The organism is Treponema ruminis, from assembly GCF_014201975.1.
In the GTDB taxonomy this organism is placed as follows: domain Bacteria; phylum Spirochaetota; class Spirochaetia; order Treponematales; family Treponemataceae; genus Treponema_D; species Treponema_D ruminis.
Genome location: NZ_JACHFQ010000007.1, coordinates 1 through 16,118 on the forward strand (window position 1 = coordinate 1; position 16,118 = coordinate 16,118).

A 16,118-nucleotide genomic window follows, 5' to 3' on the forward strand; every position below is an offset into this window, starting at 1 on the left:
TGCAATTCTTTATATTTCAATGATATACTAATGCTAAATAGTGTTGTATAATACTATATAAGTGACTAGCTAAAAGATTCGCAATCAAAGGGTGGCCGGTTCGAGTCCGGTCGTCTCCAGAAAAATCCTGCTAAGTGCAGGATTTTTTATTTATAAATTGATTTTTTTTTCTAGCAAGCGAACCGTCCTCCGATTATAGCTTCTTTTACAGCTTCATTAAGCAGTTGTGCTCCAGGTCGATTATTCGCTGGTTGCGGCTTCCTCGGAAGTTGAGCGTTAAGTCCCGCTCTTTTTCGATGTAGGGGCCGTCAATCAGAACGTTGATGCAGGCCAGCATTCGGTTTGTGAAAGGAGTGTGCTTGCGTCCGTCGGCCGGCAGCAAGTCCTTGTCGTAAAGATAGCCTGTGTAGCACCAGATGTTTTTGTTTGGCAGTTCTTTTTTGACCCGCTCCAAAAATGGCGCGAGAACTTCCTGATTTTCTTCTTCAAATGGCTCTCCGCCAAGAACCGTGAGTCCTGCGATGTGGGCCGGTTTGAGGGCTTCCATGATTTCATCCTCGGTCTCTTTTGTGAAGGGCTTTCCGAAGTTAAAATCCCAGGTAATCTGATTGTGGCAGCCCTTGCAGTGATTGCGGCAGCCAGAGACAAAAAGTGAAACGCGAACACCCAAGCCGTCCGCAATGTCGATTTTTTTAATTATTCCGTAATTCATAATATTTTTTATAAAAAGATTGCCTGGCAGAACCAGGCAATCAAGTATTTTTAGATTGGTCAGAAAATCTTTACAAGTGAAGGACTCGTTCTTTGATTTCCTGAGTGCGGCCCTGGTTCCAGTACTGTGTGCCGATGTAACCACAAGTGCGGCGGGCTACGTTCATTGTTGCCTGGTCTTTGTTGCCGCAGTTAGGGCACTGCCAGACCAGCTTGTTGTCGCTGTCAGTTACAATCTGGATTTCGCCAGTGTAACCGCATTTCTGGCAGCAGTCTGATTTGGTGTTAAGCTCGGCGTACATGATGTTCTCGTAGATGTGCTTGAGAAGGGTCATGACAGCCGGGATGTTGTTTTCCATGTTTGGAACTTCAACATAGCTTACAGCCCCGCCCGGGCTAAGCTCCTGGAACTGGCTTTCGAAGCTGAGCTTGGTGAATGCGTCCATCTTTTCTGTAACGTGAACGTGGTAGCTGTTTGTGATGTAGTTTTTGTCTGTAACGCCCTCGATTTCACCGAATCGCTTTTTGAGGCATTTTGCAAACTTGTATGTAGTTGACTCAAGCGGTGTACCGTAGAGTGAGAATGCGATGTTTGACGCAGCCTTCCACTCGGCGCACTTTTCGTTGAGGTGCTTCATGATTTCGATTGCGAATGGTGTAGCATCCGGGTCTGTGTGAGGTTTGCCTGTCATGTAGCGGACACACTCGCAGAGACCTGCATAGCCCAAAGAAATTGTTGAGTAGCCGCCGAAAAGAAGCTTGTCGATTTTCTCGCCTTTTTCGAGGCGGGCAAGGGCACCGTGCTGCCAGAGGATTGGAGCAACGTCGCTTGGAGTGCCCAGCAATCGCTGGTGTCGGCGCATGAGGGCCTTGTGGCAGAGCTCGAGGCGCTCGTCGAAGATTTCCCAGAATACCTTGTAGTCACCGCCAGAAGAACATGCTACGTCAACGAGGTTGATTGTAACTACGCCTTGGTTGAAGCGGCCGTAATATTTTGGTTTGCCCTGCTCGTCGGTGTATGGAGTGAGGAATGAGCGGCAGCCCATGCAAGGGTAGCAGTTTCCTTTGCCGTTTGCATCGACTTTGAGTTCGAGCATTTTCTTTTCGGAAATGTAATCAGGAACAAGACGGCGGGCTGTACATTTTGCAGCAAGTTCTGTGAGTGCGTAATATTTTGAGCCCGGCTCGATGTTGTCTTCTTCGAGAACGTAAATGAGTTTTGGGAAGGCTGGTGTAACCCAGAATCCCTTTTCGTTTTTAACGCCCTGATAGCGCTGCTTGAGCATTTCTTCGATAATCATGGCGAGGTCGGCCTTTTCCTGCTCGTTCTTTGCCTCGTTGAGGTACATGAAGACAGTGATGAAAGGAGACTGACCGTTTGTTGTCATGAGTGTGACAACCTGATACTGAATTGTCTGAACGCCGCGGGTGATTTCGTCGCGGATTCTCATTTCTACGATTTTGTTGAACTGTTCGTCGCTGAATTTTACGCCTGTCTGCTCTTCAACGCGCATTGTCTCACGCTGGAACTTTTTGCGGCTTACATCTACGAACGGAGCCAGGTGAGCCAGAGAAATTGACTGACCGCCGTACTGAGAAGAAGCAACCTGAGCGATAATCTGTGTGGCGATGTTGCAGGCTGTTGAGAATGAATGTGGTGTGTCGATTTTGGTTCCTGAAATGACTGTGCCGTTCTGGAGCATGTCCTCAAGGTTGACCAGATCGCAGTTGTGCATGTGCTGTGCGAAGTAGTCTGCATCGTGGAAGTGGATGAGTCCTTCGTCGTGAGCCTTTACGATGTCTTCGTCGAGAAGGAATCGCTTTGTGATGTCTTTTGAAACTTCACCGGCCATGTAGTCACGCTGAACTGAAACGACTGTTGAGTTTTTGTTTGAGTTTTCCTGTTTAACTTCCTCGTTGTTGCATTCAAGAAGAGAAAGAATCTGCGAGTCCGTAGAATTGGCACGACGCATGAGCTGATGCTGGTAGCGGTATGTAATGTATTTTTTGGCGATGTCGAATGCACCTGCCTTCATGATTGCCTTTTCGACCAAATCCTGAATGGCTTCAACATTCATCTCGTGATTTTCTGCAGCACACTGTTTTTCGATATTTTCCGCAATACTGTTGATTGTGCTGTTTGCCAACTGCTCCGACGGTGGAACTTCATTGTTCGCTTTTGAAATTGCCGTAATGATTTTTTTAAGATCGAAGACGACTTCTTCACCGTTGCGTTTAATAATTTTCATGCCATTACCCCTCCAGACATCACATTTGAGAATTTTTTAGTTTTTTTGAAAAAAAATGCTTGACAAATTCGAATTTGTGTGTAGTGTCTGACACCGTTATTATCGGTTAAATCTACACTACCTATAGCGTTTTTTTTATTAACTTTTCAAATGATAATTTTACATGCGAATTAAGTCAACCGTTTTTTTACAGAAAGTCAGTAAAATCAAAAAATGTCGCTTTTTTCTAATCAAGTGGAAAACAGAAAAAAAATAAAAAAATCCCCGCTGTTTTTTAATTTCAGCAGGGATAAGAATTTATGTTTATTCAAAAAGATTTGTTGATTTGAGCCATCGGGCGACGGTCTCGGCTTCTTTGTCCAAAGGCCTGTCATCCTCAACGAACGCGCTCATTTTTCGCACCTCGTCATGAACTTTTTGGGTGAACGGCGCAAAGTCTTTGATACCCGCAAGATCGACCGCCTGCATTGCCGCAAGAAGGTGTGTCGCGAACTGGAGGAAGACAAGCTCAATCTGCTCGGTGAATTTTCGTGCCGAGATTGTGCCCATGGAAACTTTGTCCTGATTGAGTGCTTCGGTTGGAGCCGAAGTGAGCGAAACCGGGAAGCAGTAGGTGGCAACTTCGCCGCGGATTGCAGAAATCGTAATCTGAGCCGCCTTGAACCCGAGTCGTAATCCCGCGCGCGGATGGTCAGCCGGCGTGTAAGGAATCAGGTTTTCGGTAAGTCCGTTGAATTTTCCGTCGATGATGATTTCAGCCTGCTTGTCGCTCAAATCCGCGATATTTGCAAGTGCAGTCCTCATGTAATCGCAGGCCGCACAAATGTGTCCTCCGTAGAAATTTCCTGTGTTGTAAAGACGACCTGTATCAATGTCCACAAGCGGATTATCGTTGGCGGAATTAAGTTCTTCTGTAATCATTTCGCGGGCAAAACGCAATGTGTCACGGTAAACGCCGTTAATCTGAGGTGCGCAGCGGATTGAATATCTGTCCTGGATTTTATTCTGCTGGGCGACAAAGCCTTTTCCGTCAAGCTTTTCAATCTGATTCTTCAAAAAGTCCTCGTATTTCCAGACTCGTTTTGATTCTAAAATAATGTTGTGGACGTAAACTGCGCTTTCCATCTGGCCACGGTGATTTTTAAGCTGGCTCACTTTGGTGACGAAAGGCGTGTCCTTGCCGCGTGTGATTTCTGATGTTACCGCCGTGAGAAAGTCGGAGATGTTTGCAAGACGCTGGGCCTTTTTCCAGGCGAGGCAGGCAACTGCTGTCATGACGCTGGTTCCGTTCATCAAAGCAAGTCCTTCTTTTGCTTCGATTGGGAGCGGATCCAGACCTTCGGCTTTTAGTGCCTCTGCTGCGGGAACAATTTTTCCTTTATAATAAGCTTCCCTCTGACCCATGATAACGGCCGCAAGATATGAAAGAGGGGTGAGGTCCCCGGAAGCACCCACTGAGCCGAGCTGTGGAATCACCGGGATTATGTCGTGGTTCAAAAGATTTACCATCATGCGGGCAAGTTCCGGCCTGATTGCCGAATGACCGCCCTTTACGTTCCCGTTCAGGCGGGCAAGAATAACGGCACGGCCAGTCTCATGATCGAATTTGGGGCCGAGACCGATTCCGTGATAAGCACAGATAACGCGCTGTAATTCTCCGGCTTTTTCCACGCTTATCTGATTATGGCAGCTGTCGCCGAAGTCAGTTGTTACGCCGTAAGTTGGCACGCCGGTCGCAATGTAATCTTCAAGGAATTTTCGTGATTTTTCCAGAGTCTCCCAGAATTTTTTGTCAGTCGGGAGTGCGACTTCTTCATTTTTATAGGCAACGTCGCAGACATCTTCAATAGTAAGTTCATTTCCGTTGATGGTTTTCATAATGCTTTAAGTTTAGAGATTTTTTGTTAAGTGGTAAATTGTTTTTATGGATAAAATTCTGCATTTTTGCTACAATTTTCGAAATTATCTTAAAACTGAGTACGGAGTAAAATATGAAAATAGCAAAAATCCTTACAATTACAGCAGCATCGCTTTTTATGATTTCGGCTGTTCCTGCGTTTTCTGCAAAAAAATCTGATTCCGCTTCACAGAAAGTTGAAAAGTCAGCAAAAGACAAAAAAAAGGCAACAAAATCTTCTAAAAAAGAGGCAGAATCTAAAGTGGATGATTCTAACGAAGAATTTGCGGAAGCTGGAAAAGCTGTAGGCAACGCCGGAAAGGAAGTCGGCCATGCTGCCAAAAAAGCTGGAAAGGAGATCGGTTCAGCAGCAAAGTCTTTCGGCAAAAGCTTCAAAGAAGCATTTTCTTCTGATTCATCTGATTCTAACAAAGACTAGCTTGTCAGGCTCTTCCTGACAACAGCAATCTTTCAGGAGATTTTACATGGATATTCGTTACTCAACAGGAAAAGAGCCGTTCAAAAGAATGACTACAGAAGAAATTCGTGATGAATTTCTCATCGAAAACATTTTCATCAAAAATGACGTTACTGCGGTTTACAGCCACATCGACCGAATCGTAACTTTGGGCTGTATGCCTGTTGACGAGACAGTTAAGCTCGACAAAAACATCGACGCAATGAAAGACTTTGGCGTTGACTTTTTCTTGCAGCGTCGTGAGCTTGGCATGATTAACATCGGCGGTGACGGCCTTGTCGTTGCAGACGGAAAAACTTACGAAATCAAGCACTACGATGCACTTTATCTCGGTGCCGGCACAAAAGAAGTTACACTGGCTTCAAAAGATGCAAAAAATCCAGCCAAATTCTACATGAACTCAACACCAGCTCACTGCACTTACCCAAGCCGAATCATCACTTATGAGCAGGCAAATCATGTTCACATGGGAAGCCAGGCTGAGTCAAACGACCGCACAATCAACCAGTACATTCACCCGTCAATCCTTGACACCTGCCAGCTTTCAATGGGCATGACACACCTGGAGACAGGCTCAGTCTGGAACACAATGCCGGCTCACACACACGAGCGCCGCATGGAAGTTTACTTCTACTTTGACTTCCCAGAGGATCAGATTGTATTCCACTTCATGGGCGAGCCAAACCAGACACGCCACATCGTAATGCACAACGACGAAGCCGTAATCAACCCAAGCTGGTCAATCCACTCAGGCTGCGGTACAAGCAACTACACCTTCATCTGGAGCATGGGCGGCGAAAACCGTACATACACAGACCAGGACTGGATCCGCACTCCTGACCTGCGATAGCAGGGCGGGAGAAGTTCAATAACTTCCTTGCAGGACGAGGCGGCTTGTCCGCCTCATACGCACACCGGATTTGCGCTAGGCTATGTAGCCCCGAAGTTGCCAGCTTGCTGGCAATGAGCGTGAGCGAAGGGCGGAACAGCCGGCCCGCGCCAGCGGGAAGCGCCCTGAAATTATCTATAGCCAAAAGCCCTTCTTTCCGATATACTTAAAAGGTCGTGCTTTTGCTTGTGGGCAAATCGCGGCTCTCTGGAGAGTTTCCATTGCACCAAATGGAACACCGAAGGGTTAAGGTTATTACAACCGATATCTCAGGTAAAACGGACAGGGCATCACAAAATGTTCTAACCACTCTAGAGAGCTGAACAGGTCGTTCAGCTCTATTTCTTTTTAAAGGGGAACAAAATGTTCTCAACCATTAACAACATTCTTAACACCATTGATGACGTGGTTTGGGGAATCCCGACAATTGCGCTCATTCTCATCACGGGAATCGTAGTCACAGTTTCAACTCGGGGTATTCAGTTCACAAAGCTGGGAAGAGCTTTCAAGAGCATCTTCAAGGAAAACGAAGGTCACGGTGAGCTTTCAGGATTTGCCGCCCTCTGTACAGCTCTTTCTGCAACAATCGGTACAGGAAACATTGTCGGTGTTTCTACAGCCGTTCTCGCAGGTGGTCCTGGCGCCCTCTTCTGGATGTGGCTTGCCGCAATTCTTGGAACTGCAACAAAATATGCAGAATGTATGCTCGCAATCAAATACCGCGAGGTAGCTTCTGACGGACACATCCTCGGCGGTCCTTTCTATACAATCGAAAAAGGCATGGGTCCGAAATGGAAGTGGCTCGCAGTTCTTTTCGCAATCTTCGGAACTCTCGTAGGTCTCCTTGGTATCGGAACATTTACACAGATCAACGGTATCTGTGGTGCAATTCAGAACGCATTCGACCCTGAAAACGCAAACATCGCTTTCTATATCGGTGAGCACGCTTATTCATGGGCAACAGTAATCGGTGGTGCAATCATTACTGTAAGTGCAGCCCTCGTAATCATTGGCGGCCTCAAACGAATCGCAAAAGTTGCAGAAAAAGTCGTTCCTGCAATGGCTTTCATCTATATCTTCCTCGGTCTCGCAGTCCTCATCATGAACGCAACAAAAATCCCGGCTGCTTTCGAGCTTATCTTCAAAGGCGCATTCGGTGCACAGACAGGCCTCAAGGCTCTCGAAGGTGCCGCTTTGGGCGTTGTCCTCAAGACAGCAATGCAGAAAGGTATCGCACGCGGTATCTTCTCAAACGAAGCTGGCTTGGGTTCTGCTCCAATCGCAGCAGCTGCCGTTCAGACAAACGAGCCTGTTGAGCAGGGTATGGTAAACATGACAGGTACAGTAATCGACACACTGATTATCTGTACAATGACAGGTCTTTCAATCATCATCGCTGGCGGTGACGTATGGAACAGCGGAGCAAGCGGTGCTGCCCTCACAGCAAAGGCATTCTCAACAATCCTCGGCGGTGACGGAAAGAGCATCCAGTTCCTTCTCATGCTCTGTTTGATTTTCTTCGCATTCACGACAATTTTGGGCTGGGACTACTACTCAGAGCGCTGTCTTGAATACTTGAGCAAGGGCAACCAGACAGTCGTAAAGGCTTACCGATGGCTTTACATCATTGCAGTTGCAATCGGACCTTACATGACAATTTCTGCAGTTTGGACAATCGCCGACATCACAAACGGTCTCATGGCAATTCCTAACTGTATCTCCCTCATCGTATTGAGCGGAGTAATCGCAAAGGAAACAGAATCTTACTTCAATAAATATCCGAAACTGTAGGAAAATCTGATTCCTCTTCAAAGCCCGTCGGTCTCAATCGGCGGGCTTTTTCATTGTAAAAGTTGCAAAAATTCGCTAAAATCTTCCATATGAAGATGAAAATACAGCTCTATAAAGACATCGAGCCGGAATTCTTTGACGGCCGTGATTTTGGCGGTTCAATTGATATTGTAAAGGACGTTCTTTCCGACGTAAAAAAGCGCGGAGACAAGGCTCTTGCTGAGTACGGTGCAAAATTTGACCTTTCGGCACCAAGCTCTTTTGAAATTCCAGAGGCTGAGCTTAAAGCCGCTGCCGAGAAGATGCAGCGCGAAAATCCTGATTTGTACAAGGCAATTGAATACAGCCACGACCTTGCCCTCCGCTTTGCAAAAAAACAGCGCGAGTCTTTTGATGATTTTGAGGTCGAGCTTGAGCCTGGCGTTTTCACAGGTCAGAAAAATATCGCAGTTGACCGAGCCGGAGCTTATGTTCCAGCCGGACGATTCCCCCTCGTTTCAAGTGTCGTAATGACAATCACTCCGGCCGTTGCCGCTGGCGTTAAGGAAGTAATTCTCTGCACACCGCCTCGCGTTCACCCAAGTGACAAGGCCGCTGCCGAAAAACAGGGAACCGGCATTCCGGGCAAACCATTTGTCGGCGGAAAACCTTACGCAGACGAAAACATCATGGCGGCTGCCTACATCTGTGGCGTTACAAAGGCTTTTGCTTGCGGCGGCTCTCAGGCAGTCGCGGCCATGGCCTTCGGAACGGAATCTGTTCCACGATGTGATGTAATCGTCGGTCCCGGCAATAAATTCGTTGCAGAGGCAAAAAAACTCGTTTACGGCACAGTTGGAATCGACATGCTTGCAGGCCCAACCGAAGTCTTCATCATTGCTGACAAGAGTGCGAACCCGGCTTGGGTTGCTGCAGACCTTCTTGCCCAGGCTGAACACGACATCGTAGCCCAGCCTGTAATGGCAACAGATTCAGAAGAACTTGCAAAGGCTGTCGCAGAAGAAATCGAAAAGCAGCTGGCAGTCCTTCCAACAAAAGCAACTGCCGAGCAGAGCGTTCAAAATTACGGAAGAATCATCGTCTGTGACAATATTGAGCAGGCAGCAGAATGTGCCAACCGCAAGGCTCCTGAGCACCTCGAGCTTGCCATGGAAGAAGGAGCCGTGCGCGACAAGATTGAGTCAATCGTCCACAACTACGGCTCGCTTTTCGTCGGTCACGGAAGTGCGGAAGTCTTCGGCGATTATGCCGCTGGCCTCAACCACACATTGCCGACATCCGGCAGCGCAAGATTCACAGGCGGCCTGAGTGTACGCATGTTCCTCAAGACTGTCACGATTTTGCGCGCAATTCCAGGTTCAAAGGGAGCCGTAGCTTCGGCAAATGCTTCCGGCACTCTGGGCGATGCAGAAGGACTTGCAGGACACGCCCGTGCGGCAAGAATTCGACTTGCCTAAAAGCAAAAGATTGGAGATTAATATGAAGATTTATAAATTAGGCGAAGAAGTTTTAAGAAAAAAGGCTGTTCCGGTTCAGCCAGAAGATATCAATGATTCTCTCCGCGAGACATTCAACGAAATGTTCCAGACCATGCTCGATGCAGACGGCGTTGGACTGGCTGCCCCACAGATTGGCGATTCACGAAGATATTTCGTCATCATTTCTGATGATGATGTCCGCCGTGTTTTCATCAATCCTCAGATTGTTTCTACAAGCAATGATTTGTGTGATTATGACGAGGGCTGTCTTTCACTCCCTGGCTTCAACGAGACCATCAAGCGTCCTTCAAAGGTCACTGTTCAGGCCCTCAACGAAAACGGCAAGCCGTTCACCCTCAGTGCAGACGGTCTTCTGGCCAGAATCATCCAGCATGAGTACGACCACCTTGAAGGAATCGTTTACATCGACCGTGGCGACCCGAATTTTGCCGCAGACGTTACCGAAAAAATGAAAAGACGTCTTGAGCGCGCTGCCAAAAAAGAAGCAGAAAAGGCAAAAAAATCTGCAAAGATTGCGGCAAAGCTTGCAGCAAAAGAAGCCAAGAAAAACAAATAAGAGGGAGGATTCCCCCAGTGCGAAAACTAAAGATAATTTATGCCGGCTCTCCGCTGGCATCCAGCATCGTTCTAAAAGGTCTCATCGCGTCTCAGTCCGAATGTGGATTTGAGATTGCGGGTGTTCTTACAAATCCTCCGTCTACCCGCGGGCGACATTCTGATTTGATTCCAACCGAAGTTGCACTTGCAGCCCGCGAAAACAATATTCCTGTTTTTGAATTTGACCATCTTGTAGCCCAAGCCAGAGAGGCAGTTTCTCCTTTGGAAGCTGACTTGCTCGTTTCTTTTGACTACGGACGCATTTTCGGACCAAAATTCCTTGCTCTTTTCCCGCTCGGCGGAATCAACCTTCATCCTTCCCTGCTGCCAAAATACCGCGGGTGTACTCCGGTTCCGGCAGCTCTTCTCAATGGTGACAAGACTCTGGGCGTAACGGTTCAAAAACTTGCCCTGCAGACTGACGAGGGTGATATTCTTGCCCAGTCAGAAATCAAGCTTGACGGTTCGGAAACAACCCTTTCTTTGATGGACGGCGACGGCTCTTCAAGCAGGGTAACGGAAGCAGGACTCAAGCTTCTCAAAAAAGTCCTCAAAGAAGCGGCGAATTCAGATTCAGAATTAATCGGCAAAAAGCAGTCCGGCGAGACAAGCTACACTCCCTTCCTCAAAAAAGAAGACGGAATCATCGACTGGAACAAGTCCGCTGCCCAAATCGACTGCCAGATTCGCGCATACACGCCTTATCCTTTGTGCTTTACTGATTTCAACGGAGTCAAGGTCACGATTTTAAAAGCACGGCCGTCTGACTCAAAAACTTCGGAAAAGCCCGGTACGGTTCTTCCTTATCAAAAGTCAGTGGGCATAGAAATTGCCTGCGGAGACGGTTCGGTTCTTGTCGTAACTGAGCTTCAGCAGGAGAAAAAAAAGGCCATGGATTATAAGTCTTTCCTCAATGGTGCTAGAAATTTTGTCGGTTCTATATTAGGATTAGACACACGAAAAACGGACTAAAAGATGAGTAAACTTTCTGAAAAAATCAAAAATAACAGTCTTGAGATTCTTTCTTCGCTCAATAACAATAAAAAAACTTTCCTGGTAGTTGTGATTCTTGCCCTTGTATTCATGTTCACACTCTGCTGGATTACATTTTTTGCGACTGTCCGCGGTCCAGAGCAGGTCATGGTTCCAAATGTTGAGGGAAAAGAGCTTACAACGGCACTTCTTGAGCTTCAGGCAAAGGAACTTTATCCAAAAATTCAGCTCAAATACACAGACAATCCTGATGATGCAGGCAAAATCTTAAATCAGAATCCGGAAGGCGGCTCAATCGTCAAGGCCGGAAGAAGGGTCAACCTCACTGTAAGCCGTGGCGTAATTCTTGATCATGTCGAAAATTACATCGGTCAGAACTACGACGACGTTAAAATCAACTTGCAGACCATGTTTACAGGTTCTTCCCGCCCCCTCATTGTTCTTGCTGAGCCAAGCTACAAATCAGACCAGAGCGAGGCGGGCACAATTCTTGCCCAGGATCCGCCAGAGGGCACAATCATTTCAAATCCGGTCACAGTAAAACTTATCGTCAGTAAGGGTGCGGAATACGAAAATACCCGCGTTCCGGCCATCGTCGGCTTTGATTTCCAGAAACTGATTTCTACGATTTCAAGTTCACGCCTTGTTTTCGATTTTACGGCTCATATTGCAGAAAACGGTGAAAATGAGGGAACGGTCACTTCTCAGGAAACGGCTTCCGGCGAATATGTTCCAAATTATTCTCGAATTTCAGCAGAAATTGCCCTTCCTAAAAAGCAGAGTGATGACGAGGTAATGGGTCTCTTTACAGCCCAGCTCCCGGAATATCCTTATGCTGTTGAGATGACCCTCGAATCATCTAAAAACGGAGTAAAACAGACATTAATCACATTGCGTCACAAAGGCGGAAATGTGACTATTCCATACATCGCAGAAAAAGACAGCGAACTGATTCTTTCAATCGCGGGAAGAAGTGTAGCCCGACAAACGGTGGACTAATATGATATTGAATATTATTAATTTTGCAGGTAGTTTGTGTTTCTTGCTTTACGGCATGAAGCTCATGAGCGACGGAATCCAAAAGAGTGCCGGTCAGAAGCTTCAGGCTGCACTTGCATTCATGACCGGCAACCGCTTTGTCGGACTTTTGACAGGCTGTATCCTTACGATGATTATTCAGTCATCGGGTGCAACTACGGTCATGCTCGTAAGCTTCGTAAACGCAGGACTTCTTTCTGTTGTACAGGGCGTCGGCGTAATCTTCGGTGCGAATATCGGTACTACGGTCACAGGCTGGATTGTAGCCCTTGGTTCAAGCTTCGAAATCAAGGACTACGCGATTCCAATCTTCGGTCTGGGCTACATTCTTTACATATTAAAGCGATTTAAATCAAAAGAAGGCTTGTGGCTGGCTATCATGGGCTTTGGCCTTCTCTTCTTTGGCTTGGGCGGACTTTCAGACTTCTTTGCAGTCCCACAGGTTAAAGGTTTTGTAATCAACTTCATCGGCGTCGTAAACAACTTCGGCTTTATCAGCTACGCAATCGGTCTTTTAATCGGTATTTTCCTTACAGCACTTATCCATTCTTCTTCGGCAATGTCGGCTATCGTAATCGGTATGGCTGTCGCAATGTCAAAAGAAGGAAACGCAAGCATTGAAGAGCTCAACGAATTCTGGCGCTTCGGTGCAATAATGATTATCGGAAGTTCGGTCGGCTCAACTGTCGATGCAATTCTGGCGGCAATCGGTGCAAACGCAAATGCAAAACGCACTGCCGCAGTTCACGTTCTTTTCAACGTTGCCACTGTAATCATCGTCCTTATCTTCTTCCGTCCTTTCATGGCTTTTGTCGAACTTATTTCTCCGGGCCATAATATCGTTTACCGGATTGCAATGCTCAACACCGTCTTCAAGGTTATCGGTACGGTAATTTTCATTCCATTTGTAAATCAGATTGCGGCTTTCGTTTCTATCCTTATTAAAGACGACAAGGAAGACGAAGCAAATATCTACAAGCTTGAATTTAACGAGCGAATGGCAATTGACTCGCCGGAAGGCTGTGTATTCCGAGCCCAGAACGAAGTCAGGGTCTTTTCTGACAGAGTTGCCCAGATGTTCGATGAGTTGCAGGCTGGCCTTTCAAACTTTAATTCTGATTTCGTGACCGGCGGTTACGAGCGCATTGTTCTCCACGAAGATTATTGTGACCAGATGAACGAGCAGCTCACCCAGTATCTTGTCCGCTGTACCCACCTTCACTTGAGTGACTCGGCAAAAGACAACGCCGCACTGATGATGCAGCTGATTGCCGAAATGGAAGCTATGGCAGACGGTTGTCTCAACATCGCATACCAGCTCAAAAAGGCAATCGAAAAGGAAATGACCTTCAACCAGGAAGACTTCGACAGGCTTCTTCCATATTTTGAGCTTGCACGCCAGCTTATGTACTTTATCTACAAGAATGTTGCGAGAATCCAGAGGCTTACGCCGGAGCAGTTCCAGTTTGCAAGCGAGCTTGAGCAGCAGATTGATGATGAGCGAAAAGCCCTCAAAAAGATTGCCCGCAAACGACTTGAAAGCGGAAGTGACGTACGATCCGAGCTTTTGTACATGGACATCATCCGCCAGATTGAAAAAATCGGTGACCGCTGTTTCGACGCAGCCGGTGATTTGAGATAATAAAAAAAAATTCCCGCACGGATGCGGGGAAAAAGCAGAGAGAGAAATTTGCCTGCAAATTTCTCGTACGAATCCAAAATTACAAGGATGTAATTTTGGTTCGAATGTTTCGACGCAGCCGGTGATTTGAGATAAAATCAAAAGACAAAAAAATACCCCGCACTTCATGTGAAATGCGGGGTTTTGCTTTTTAAAGGCAGAGGCTAGACCTTGAACTGGTCGACCTGAGTGCCAATCTGAATGATTGATTCTTTAACCTTGCCGGAGATTGTGTTCAATGTGGCTCCGGTTTCGTTGATTTTGCGTGCGCCGATGGACATTTCTTCCATACTCTGGTTCATGACCGTGGTAGCGTTCTGTAAGTGGCGGACTTCATCAAGAATCATCTTGTTTCCTTCCTCCATTTCAGAAGAAGCGTTTCGGACTTCGACCGTGCTGTCGTTCATGTTGTGGAGGGCATCGATAATCTGCTTTGAACCCTCGTTCTGCTCTTCCATAGCCGCCTTAATTTGCATTACAAGGGCATCTGTTTCCTCAAGCTTCTGTGAAACTGAATCAAAGGCAGTGCTTGCTTCGGTTGAGGCTACAACAACGTCGTTGATTGAGTTCTTGATGTTGTTGAGCTGGTCGCCGATTGTCTTTGACTGAGCCGTTGAAGTCTCTGAAAGCTTACGGATTTCGTCTGCTACGACTGCGAATCCCTTTCCGGCTTCACCTGCGTGGGCAGCTTCGATTGCGGCGTTCATAGCAAGAAGGTTTGTCTGGCTTGCGATGGCTGCGATTGCGACGTTTGCTTCCTGAAGCATGGCCGACTGGGTTTCAATTTCCTTTACGCGCTCGTTAACGACCTTCTGCTTGCTGAATCCAGCCTGGGAATTCATGCGAAGTTCACCGAATGAAGTCGCCATTTTATCCATTGAAGCGTTAACAGATGAAATGTTACCGATCATCTCTTCAACTGCGGCAGAAGCCTCTGTGACACCGCTCGACTGGCTTTCAATCATGCGCTCGAGGGATTCGATGTTTGATGCAATCTCGTTTACGGCACCGGCTGTCTGGTCTACGCTGGACTTCTGGTTTTCAATCTGCTTGTGCATGCTTTCGATGTTGGCGATAATCTCTGTGATTGAGCTTGCCGTGTCCTGTGAAGCGTAGCTCATGTCGTCACCTGCTACAATCAAATCATCCTTAGAATTCTTTACGTCACCGATGATTGTCTGGAGCTTTTCGCTGAATTTGTTGAAGCCCTTTACAACGTCACCGATTTCGTCATTTGCACTTGCCTTGAGGCGGCGGGTGAGGTCTGCATCGCCCGAAGCGATTCCGTTGATTGCATCGCTGACAGTTTTAAGAGGCTTGATTGAGAAGTAAACGATGAAGAAAGTTACTGCACCTGCAACAACGAGGGAAATGATTGCGATTAAAATCATTGCCCGCAAGAGGATTGTGATTCCGCTGTAAAAATCATTGTAGGGAGCGACGCAAACTGCTGACCATTCACATCCCTGGATTGGCTGGTAGGCAACCGCCATTTTTTCTTTTGCAATTTCATCGTAGTAAACTCCGGCACCAGCATCTCCGGAAAGAATTTTCTGTAGGACTTCCTTAAATCCCTGTGGAGCAGAGTCTGCAACTACGACTTCGTTCTCTACCAGTTTTTGGTCAGCGTGGGCTACATATTTACCGCTTTTTCGGCTGATTACGAATGGGGTAGAGCTTTTTCCGACTGTGATGTGGGATAATGTGGTACACAAAGATGATGCATCGACTACTGCTGTAACTTCACCAATCTGGCGGCCGTTTGTGTCTGTGAAAGGAACTGCATAGAATGTACTGAGGTGACCGTTGGATTTTGACCAGTTCGGATCCATGAGGGCTTGCTGGCCCTGCATTGAAAGGCGGAGATATTCCCGCTCGTGCATGTCAGTATAATTGCCGTGTGTACCATATCCGACACCCTTTTCATCGTAACAGCCCATACCCAGGTATTTGTTGTGGTCTTTGACTGTTGAATTTGCCAGAAGCCATTTATCGTGTAAGTCAACTTCCGGATCCTGAAAGATTGAAGTGTTTGCAATGGTTTCAAGCATTTTGAACTCGCGGCCATGGATTGTTTCGATTCTTGACGAAACAGTCTTTGCCAGAGCTTCGTTTCCAGCTTCAACAGCCTTGGTAAGTTCATATTTTGACTGTAAATAACTGAAACTTGCGATTGCTGAGGCTGTAAGGAAAATTAGAGCAAGCATGGCAAGAATGATTTTGGTTTTGATACCCATGAGATTCTCCTGTAAAAAGTAAATAAGTCTTAAAATAAATTATAACATAGCTTTAAAA

The 16,118-nt window shown here is 46.8% G+C and carries 12 protein-coding genes and 1 riboswitch; of the genes, 8 read left to right on the plus strand and 4 right to left on the minus strand.

Annotated features, from left to right (window positions below):
- Positions 1-205: 205 nt before the first annotated feature.
- The 3 genes from nrdG to HNP76_RS10985 all read right to left on the minus strand — a co-directional run bounded on the left by nrdG (position 206) and on the right by HNP76_RS10985 (position 4,838).
- Positions 206-712 carry an anaerobic ribonucleoside-triphosphate reductase activating protein gene (gene nrdG / locus HNP76_RS10975; RefSeq protein WP_184660450.1) on the minus strand — a complete coding sequence of 169 codons (507 nt, stop codon included), beginning with the start codon at positions 710-712 and terminating at the stop codon, positions 206-208.
- Between the two features lie 70 nt (positions 713-782).
- A complete protein-coding gene (gene nrdD / locus HNP76_RS10980) occupies positions 783-2,960 on the minus strand; it encodes an anaerobic ribonucleoside-triphosphate reductase (RefSeq protein ID WP_184660452.1) in 2,178 nt (725 codons plus the stop codon).
- Positions 2,961-3,263: 303 nt separating this feature from the next.
- A complete protein-coding gene (locus tag HNP76_RS10985; protein WP_184660454.1) occupies positions 3,264-4,838 on the minus strand; it encodes an HAL/PAL/TAL family ammonia-lyase in 1,575 nt (524 codons plus the stop codon).
- A gap of 113 nt (positions 4,839-4,951) precedes the next feature.
- On the opposite strand from HNP76_RS10985, the gene HNP76_RS10990 reads away from it, so the two are divergent.
- The 8 genes from HNP76_RS10990 to HNP76_RS11025 all read left to right on the plus strand — a co-directional run bounded on the left by HNP76_RS10990 (position 4,952) and on the right by HNP76_RS11025 (position 13,784).
- Positions 4,952-5,296, plus strand: a complete 345-nt coding sequence (locus HNP76_RS10990) for a hypothetical protein (protein ID WP_184660456.1) — start codon at positions 4,952-4,954, stop codon at positions 5,294-5,296.
- A gap of 46 nt (positions 5,297-5,342) precedes the next feature.
- The gene (gene kduI / locus HNP76_RS10995) at positions 5,343-6,185 is read left to right on the plus strand and encodes a 5-dehydro-4-deoxy-D-glucuronate isomerase (protein WP_184660458.1); all 843 of its coding nucleotides are present in this window, start codon (positions 5,343-5,345) and stop codon (positions 6,183-6,185) included.
- A 236-nt stretch (positions 6,186-6,421) separates the two neighbouring features.
- A riboswitch (glycine riboswitch) is annotated at positions 6,422-6,520 on the plus strand.
- A 67-nt stretch (positions 6,521-6,587) separates the two neighbouring features.
- Complete coding sequence (locus HNP76_RS11000; protein ID WP_184660460.1) at positions 6,588-8,015, plus strand: alanine/glycine:cation symporter family protein; 1,428 nt, start codon at positions 6,588-6,590, stop codon at positions 8,013-8,015.
- A gap of 89 nt (positions 8,016-8,104) precedes the next feature.
- Positions 8,105-9,472 (plus strand): histidinol dehydrogenase, encoded by a 1,368-nt coding sequence (hisD, locus tag HNP76_RS11005; protein WP_246462678.1) that lies wholly within the window; start codon positions 8,105-8,107, stop codon positions 9,470-9,472.
- A gap of 22 nt (positions 9,473-9,494) precedes the next feature.
- Positions 9,495-10,070, plus strand: coding sequence for a peptide deformylase (gene def, locus HNP76_RS11010; protein ID WP_184660462.1), 576 nt, complete (start codon positions 9,495-9,497; stop codon positions 10,068-10,070).
- A gap of 17 nt (positions 10,071-10,087) precedes the next feature.
- Positions 10,088-11,083 carry a methionyl-tRNA formyltransferase gene (gene fmt, locus HNP76_RS11015; RefSeq protein ID WP_184660464.1) on the plus strand — a complete coding sequence of 332 codons (996 nt, stop codon included), beginning with the start codon at positions 10,088-10,090 and terminating at the stop codon, positions 11,081-11,083.
- Between the two features lie 3 nt (positions 11,084-11,086).
- Positions 11,087-12,103 (plus strand): PASTA domain-containing protein, encoded by a 1,017-nt coding sequence (locus HNP76_RS11020; RefSeq protein WP_184660466.1) that lies wholly within the window; start codon positions 11,087-11,089, stop codon positions 12,101-12,103.
- A gap of 1 nt (position 12,104) precedes the next feature.
- The gene (locus tag HNP76_RS11025; protein WP_184660468.1) at positions 12,105-13,784 is read left to right on the plus strand and encodes a Na/Pi cotransporter family protein; all 1,680 of its coding nucleotides are present in this window, start codon (positions 12,105-12,107) and stop codon (positions 13,782-13,784) included.
- A 203-nt stretch (positions 13,785-13,987) separates the two neighbouring features.
- On the opposite strand, the gene HNP76_RS11030 is transcribed toward HNP76_RS11025, so the two are convergent.
- On the minus strand, positions 13,988-16,060 hold the full coding sequence (locus HNP76_RS11030) for a methyl-accepting chemotaxis protein (protein ID WP_184660470.1): 2,073 nt from the start codon (positions 16,058-16,060) through the stop codon (positions 13,988-13,990).
- Positions 16,061-16,118 lie beyond the last annotated feature (58 nt).

What these genes read in the sequence shown, in the direction of transcription:
- HNP76_RS10985 (WP_184660454.1), bottom strand. Translation starts at nt 4,838, where the DNA reads ATGAAAACCATCAACGGAAATGAACTTACTATTGAAGATGTCTGCGAC.
- nrdG (WP_184660450.1), bottom strand. Translation starts at nt 712, where the DNA reads ATGAATTACGGAATAATTAAAAAAATCGACATTGCGGACGGCTTGGGT.
- HNP76_RS11025 (WP_184660468.1), top strand. Translation starts at nt 12,105, where the DNA reads ATGATATTGAATATTATTAATTTTGCAGGTAGTTTGTGTTTCTTGCTT.
- def (WP_184660462.1), top strand. Translation starts at nt 9,495, where the DNA reads ATGAAGATTTATAAATTAGGCGAAGAAGTTTTAAGAAAAAAGGCTGTT.
- HNP76_RS11020 (WP_184660466.1), top strand. Translation starts at nt 11,087, where the DNA reads ATGAGTAAACTTTCTGAAAAAATCAAAAATAACAGTCTTGAGATTCTT.
- HNP76_RS10990 (WP_184660456.1), top strand. Translation starts at nt 4,952, where the DNA reads ATGAAAATAGCAAAAATCCTTACAATTACAGCAGCATCGCTTTTTATG.
- nrdD (WP_184660452.1), bottom strand. Translation starts at nt 2,960, where the DNA reads ATGAAAATTATTAAACGCAACGGTGAAGAAGTCGTCTTCGATCTTAAA.
- hisD (WP_246462678.1), top strand. Translation starts at nt 8,105, where the DNA reads ATGAAGATGAAAATACAGCTCTATAAAGACATCGAGCCGGAATTCTTT.
- HNP76_RS11000 (WP_184660460.1), top strand. Translation starts at nt 6,588, where the DNA reads ATGTTCTCAACCATTAACAACATTCTTAACACCATTGATGACGTGGTT.
- HNP76_RS11030 (WP_184660470.1), bottom strand. Translation starts at nt 16,060, where the DNA reads ATGGGTATCAAAACCAAAATCATTCTTGCCATGCTTGCTCTAATTTTC.
- kduI (WP_184660458.1), top strand. Translation starts at nt 5,343, where the DNA reads ATGGATATTCGTTACTCAACAGGAAAAGAGCCGTTCAAAAGAATGACT.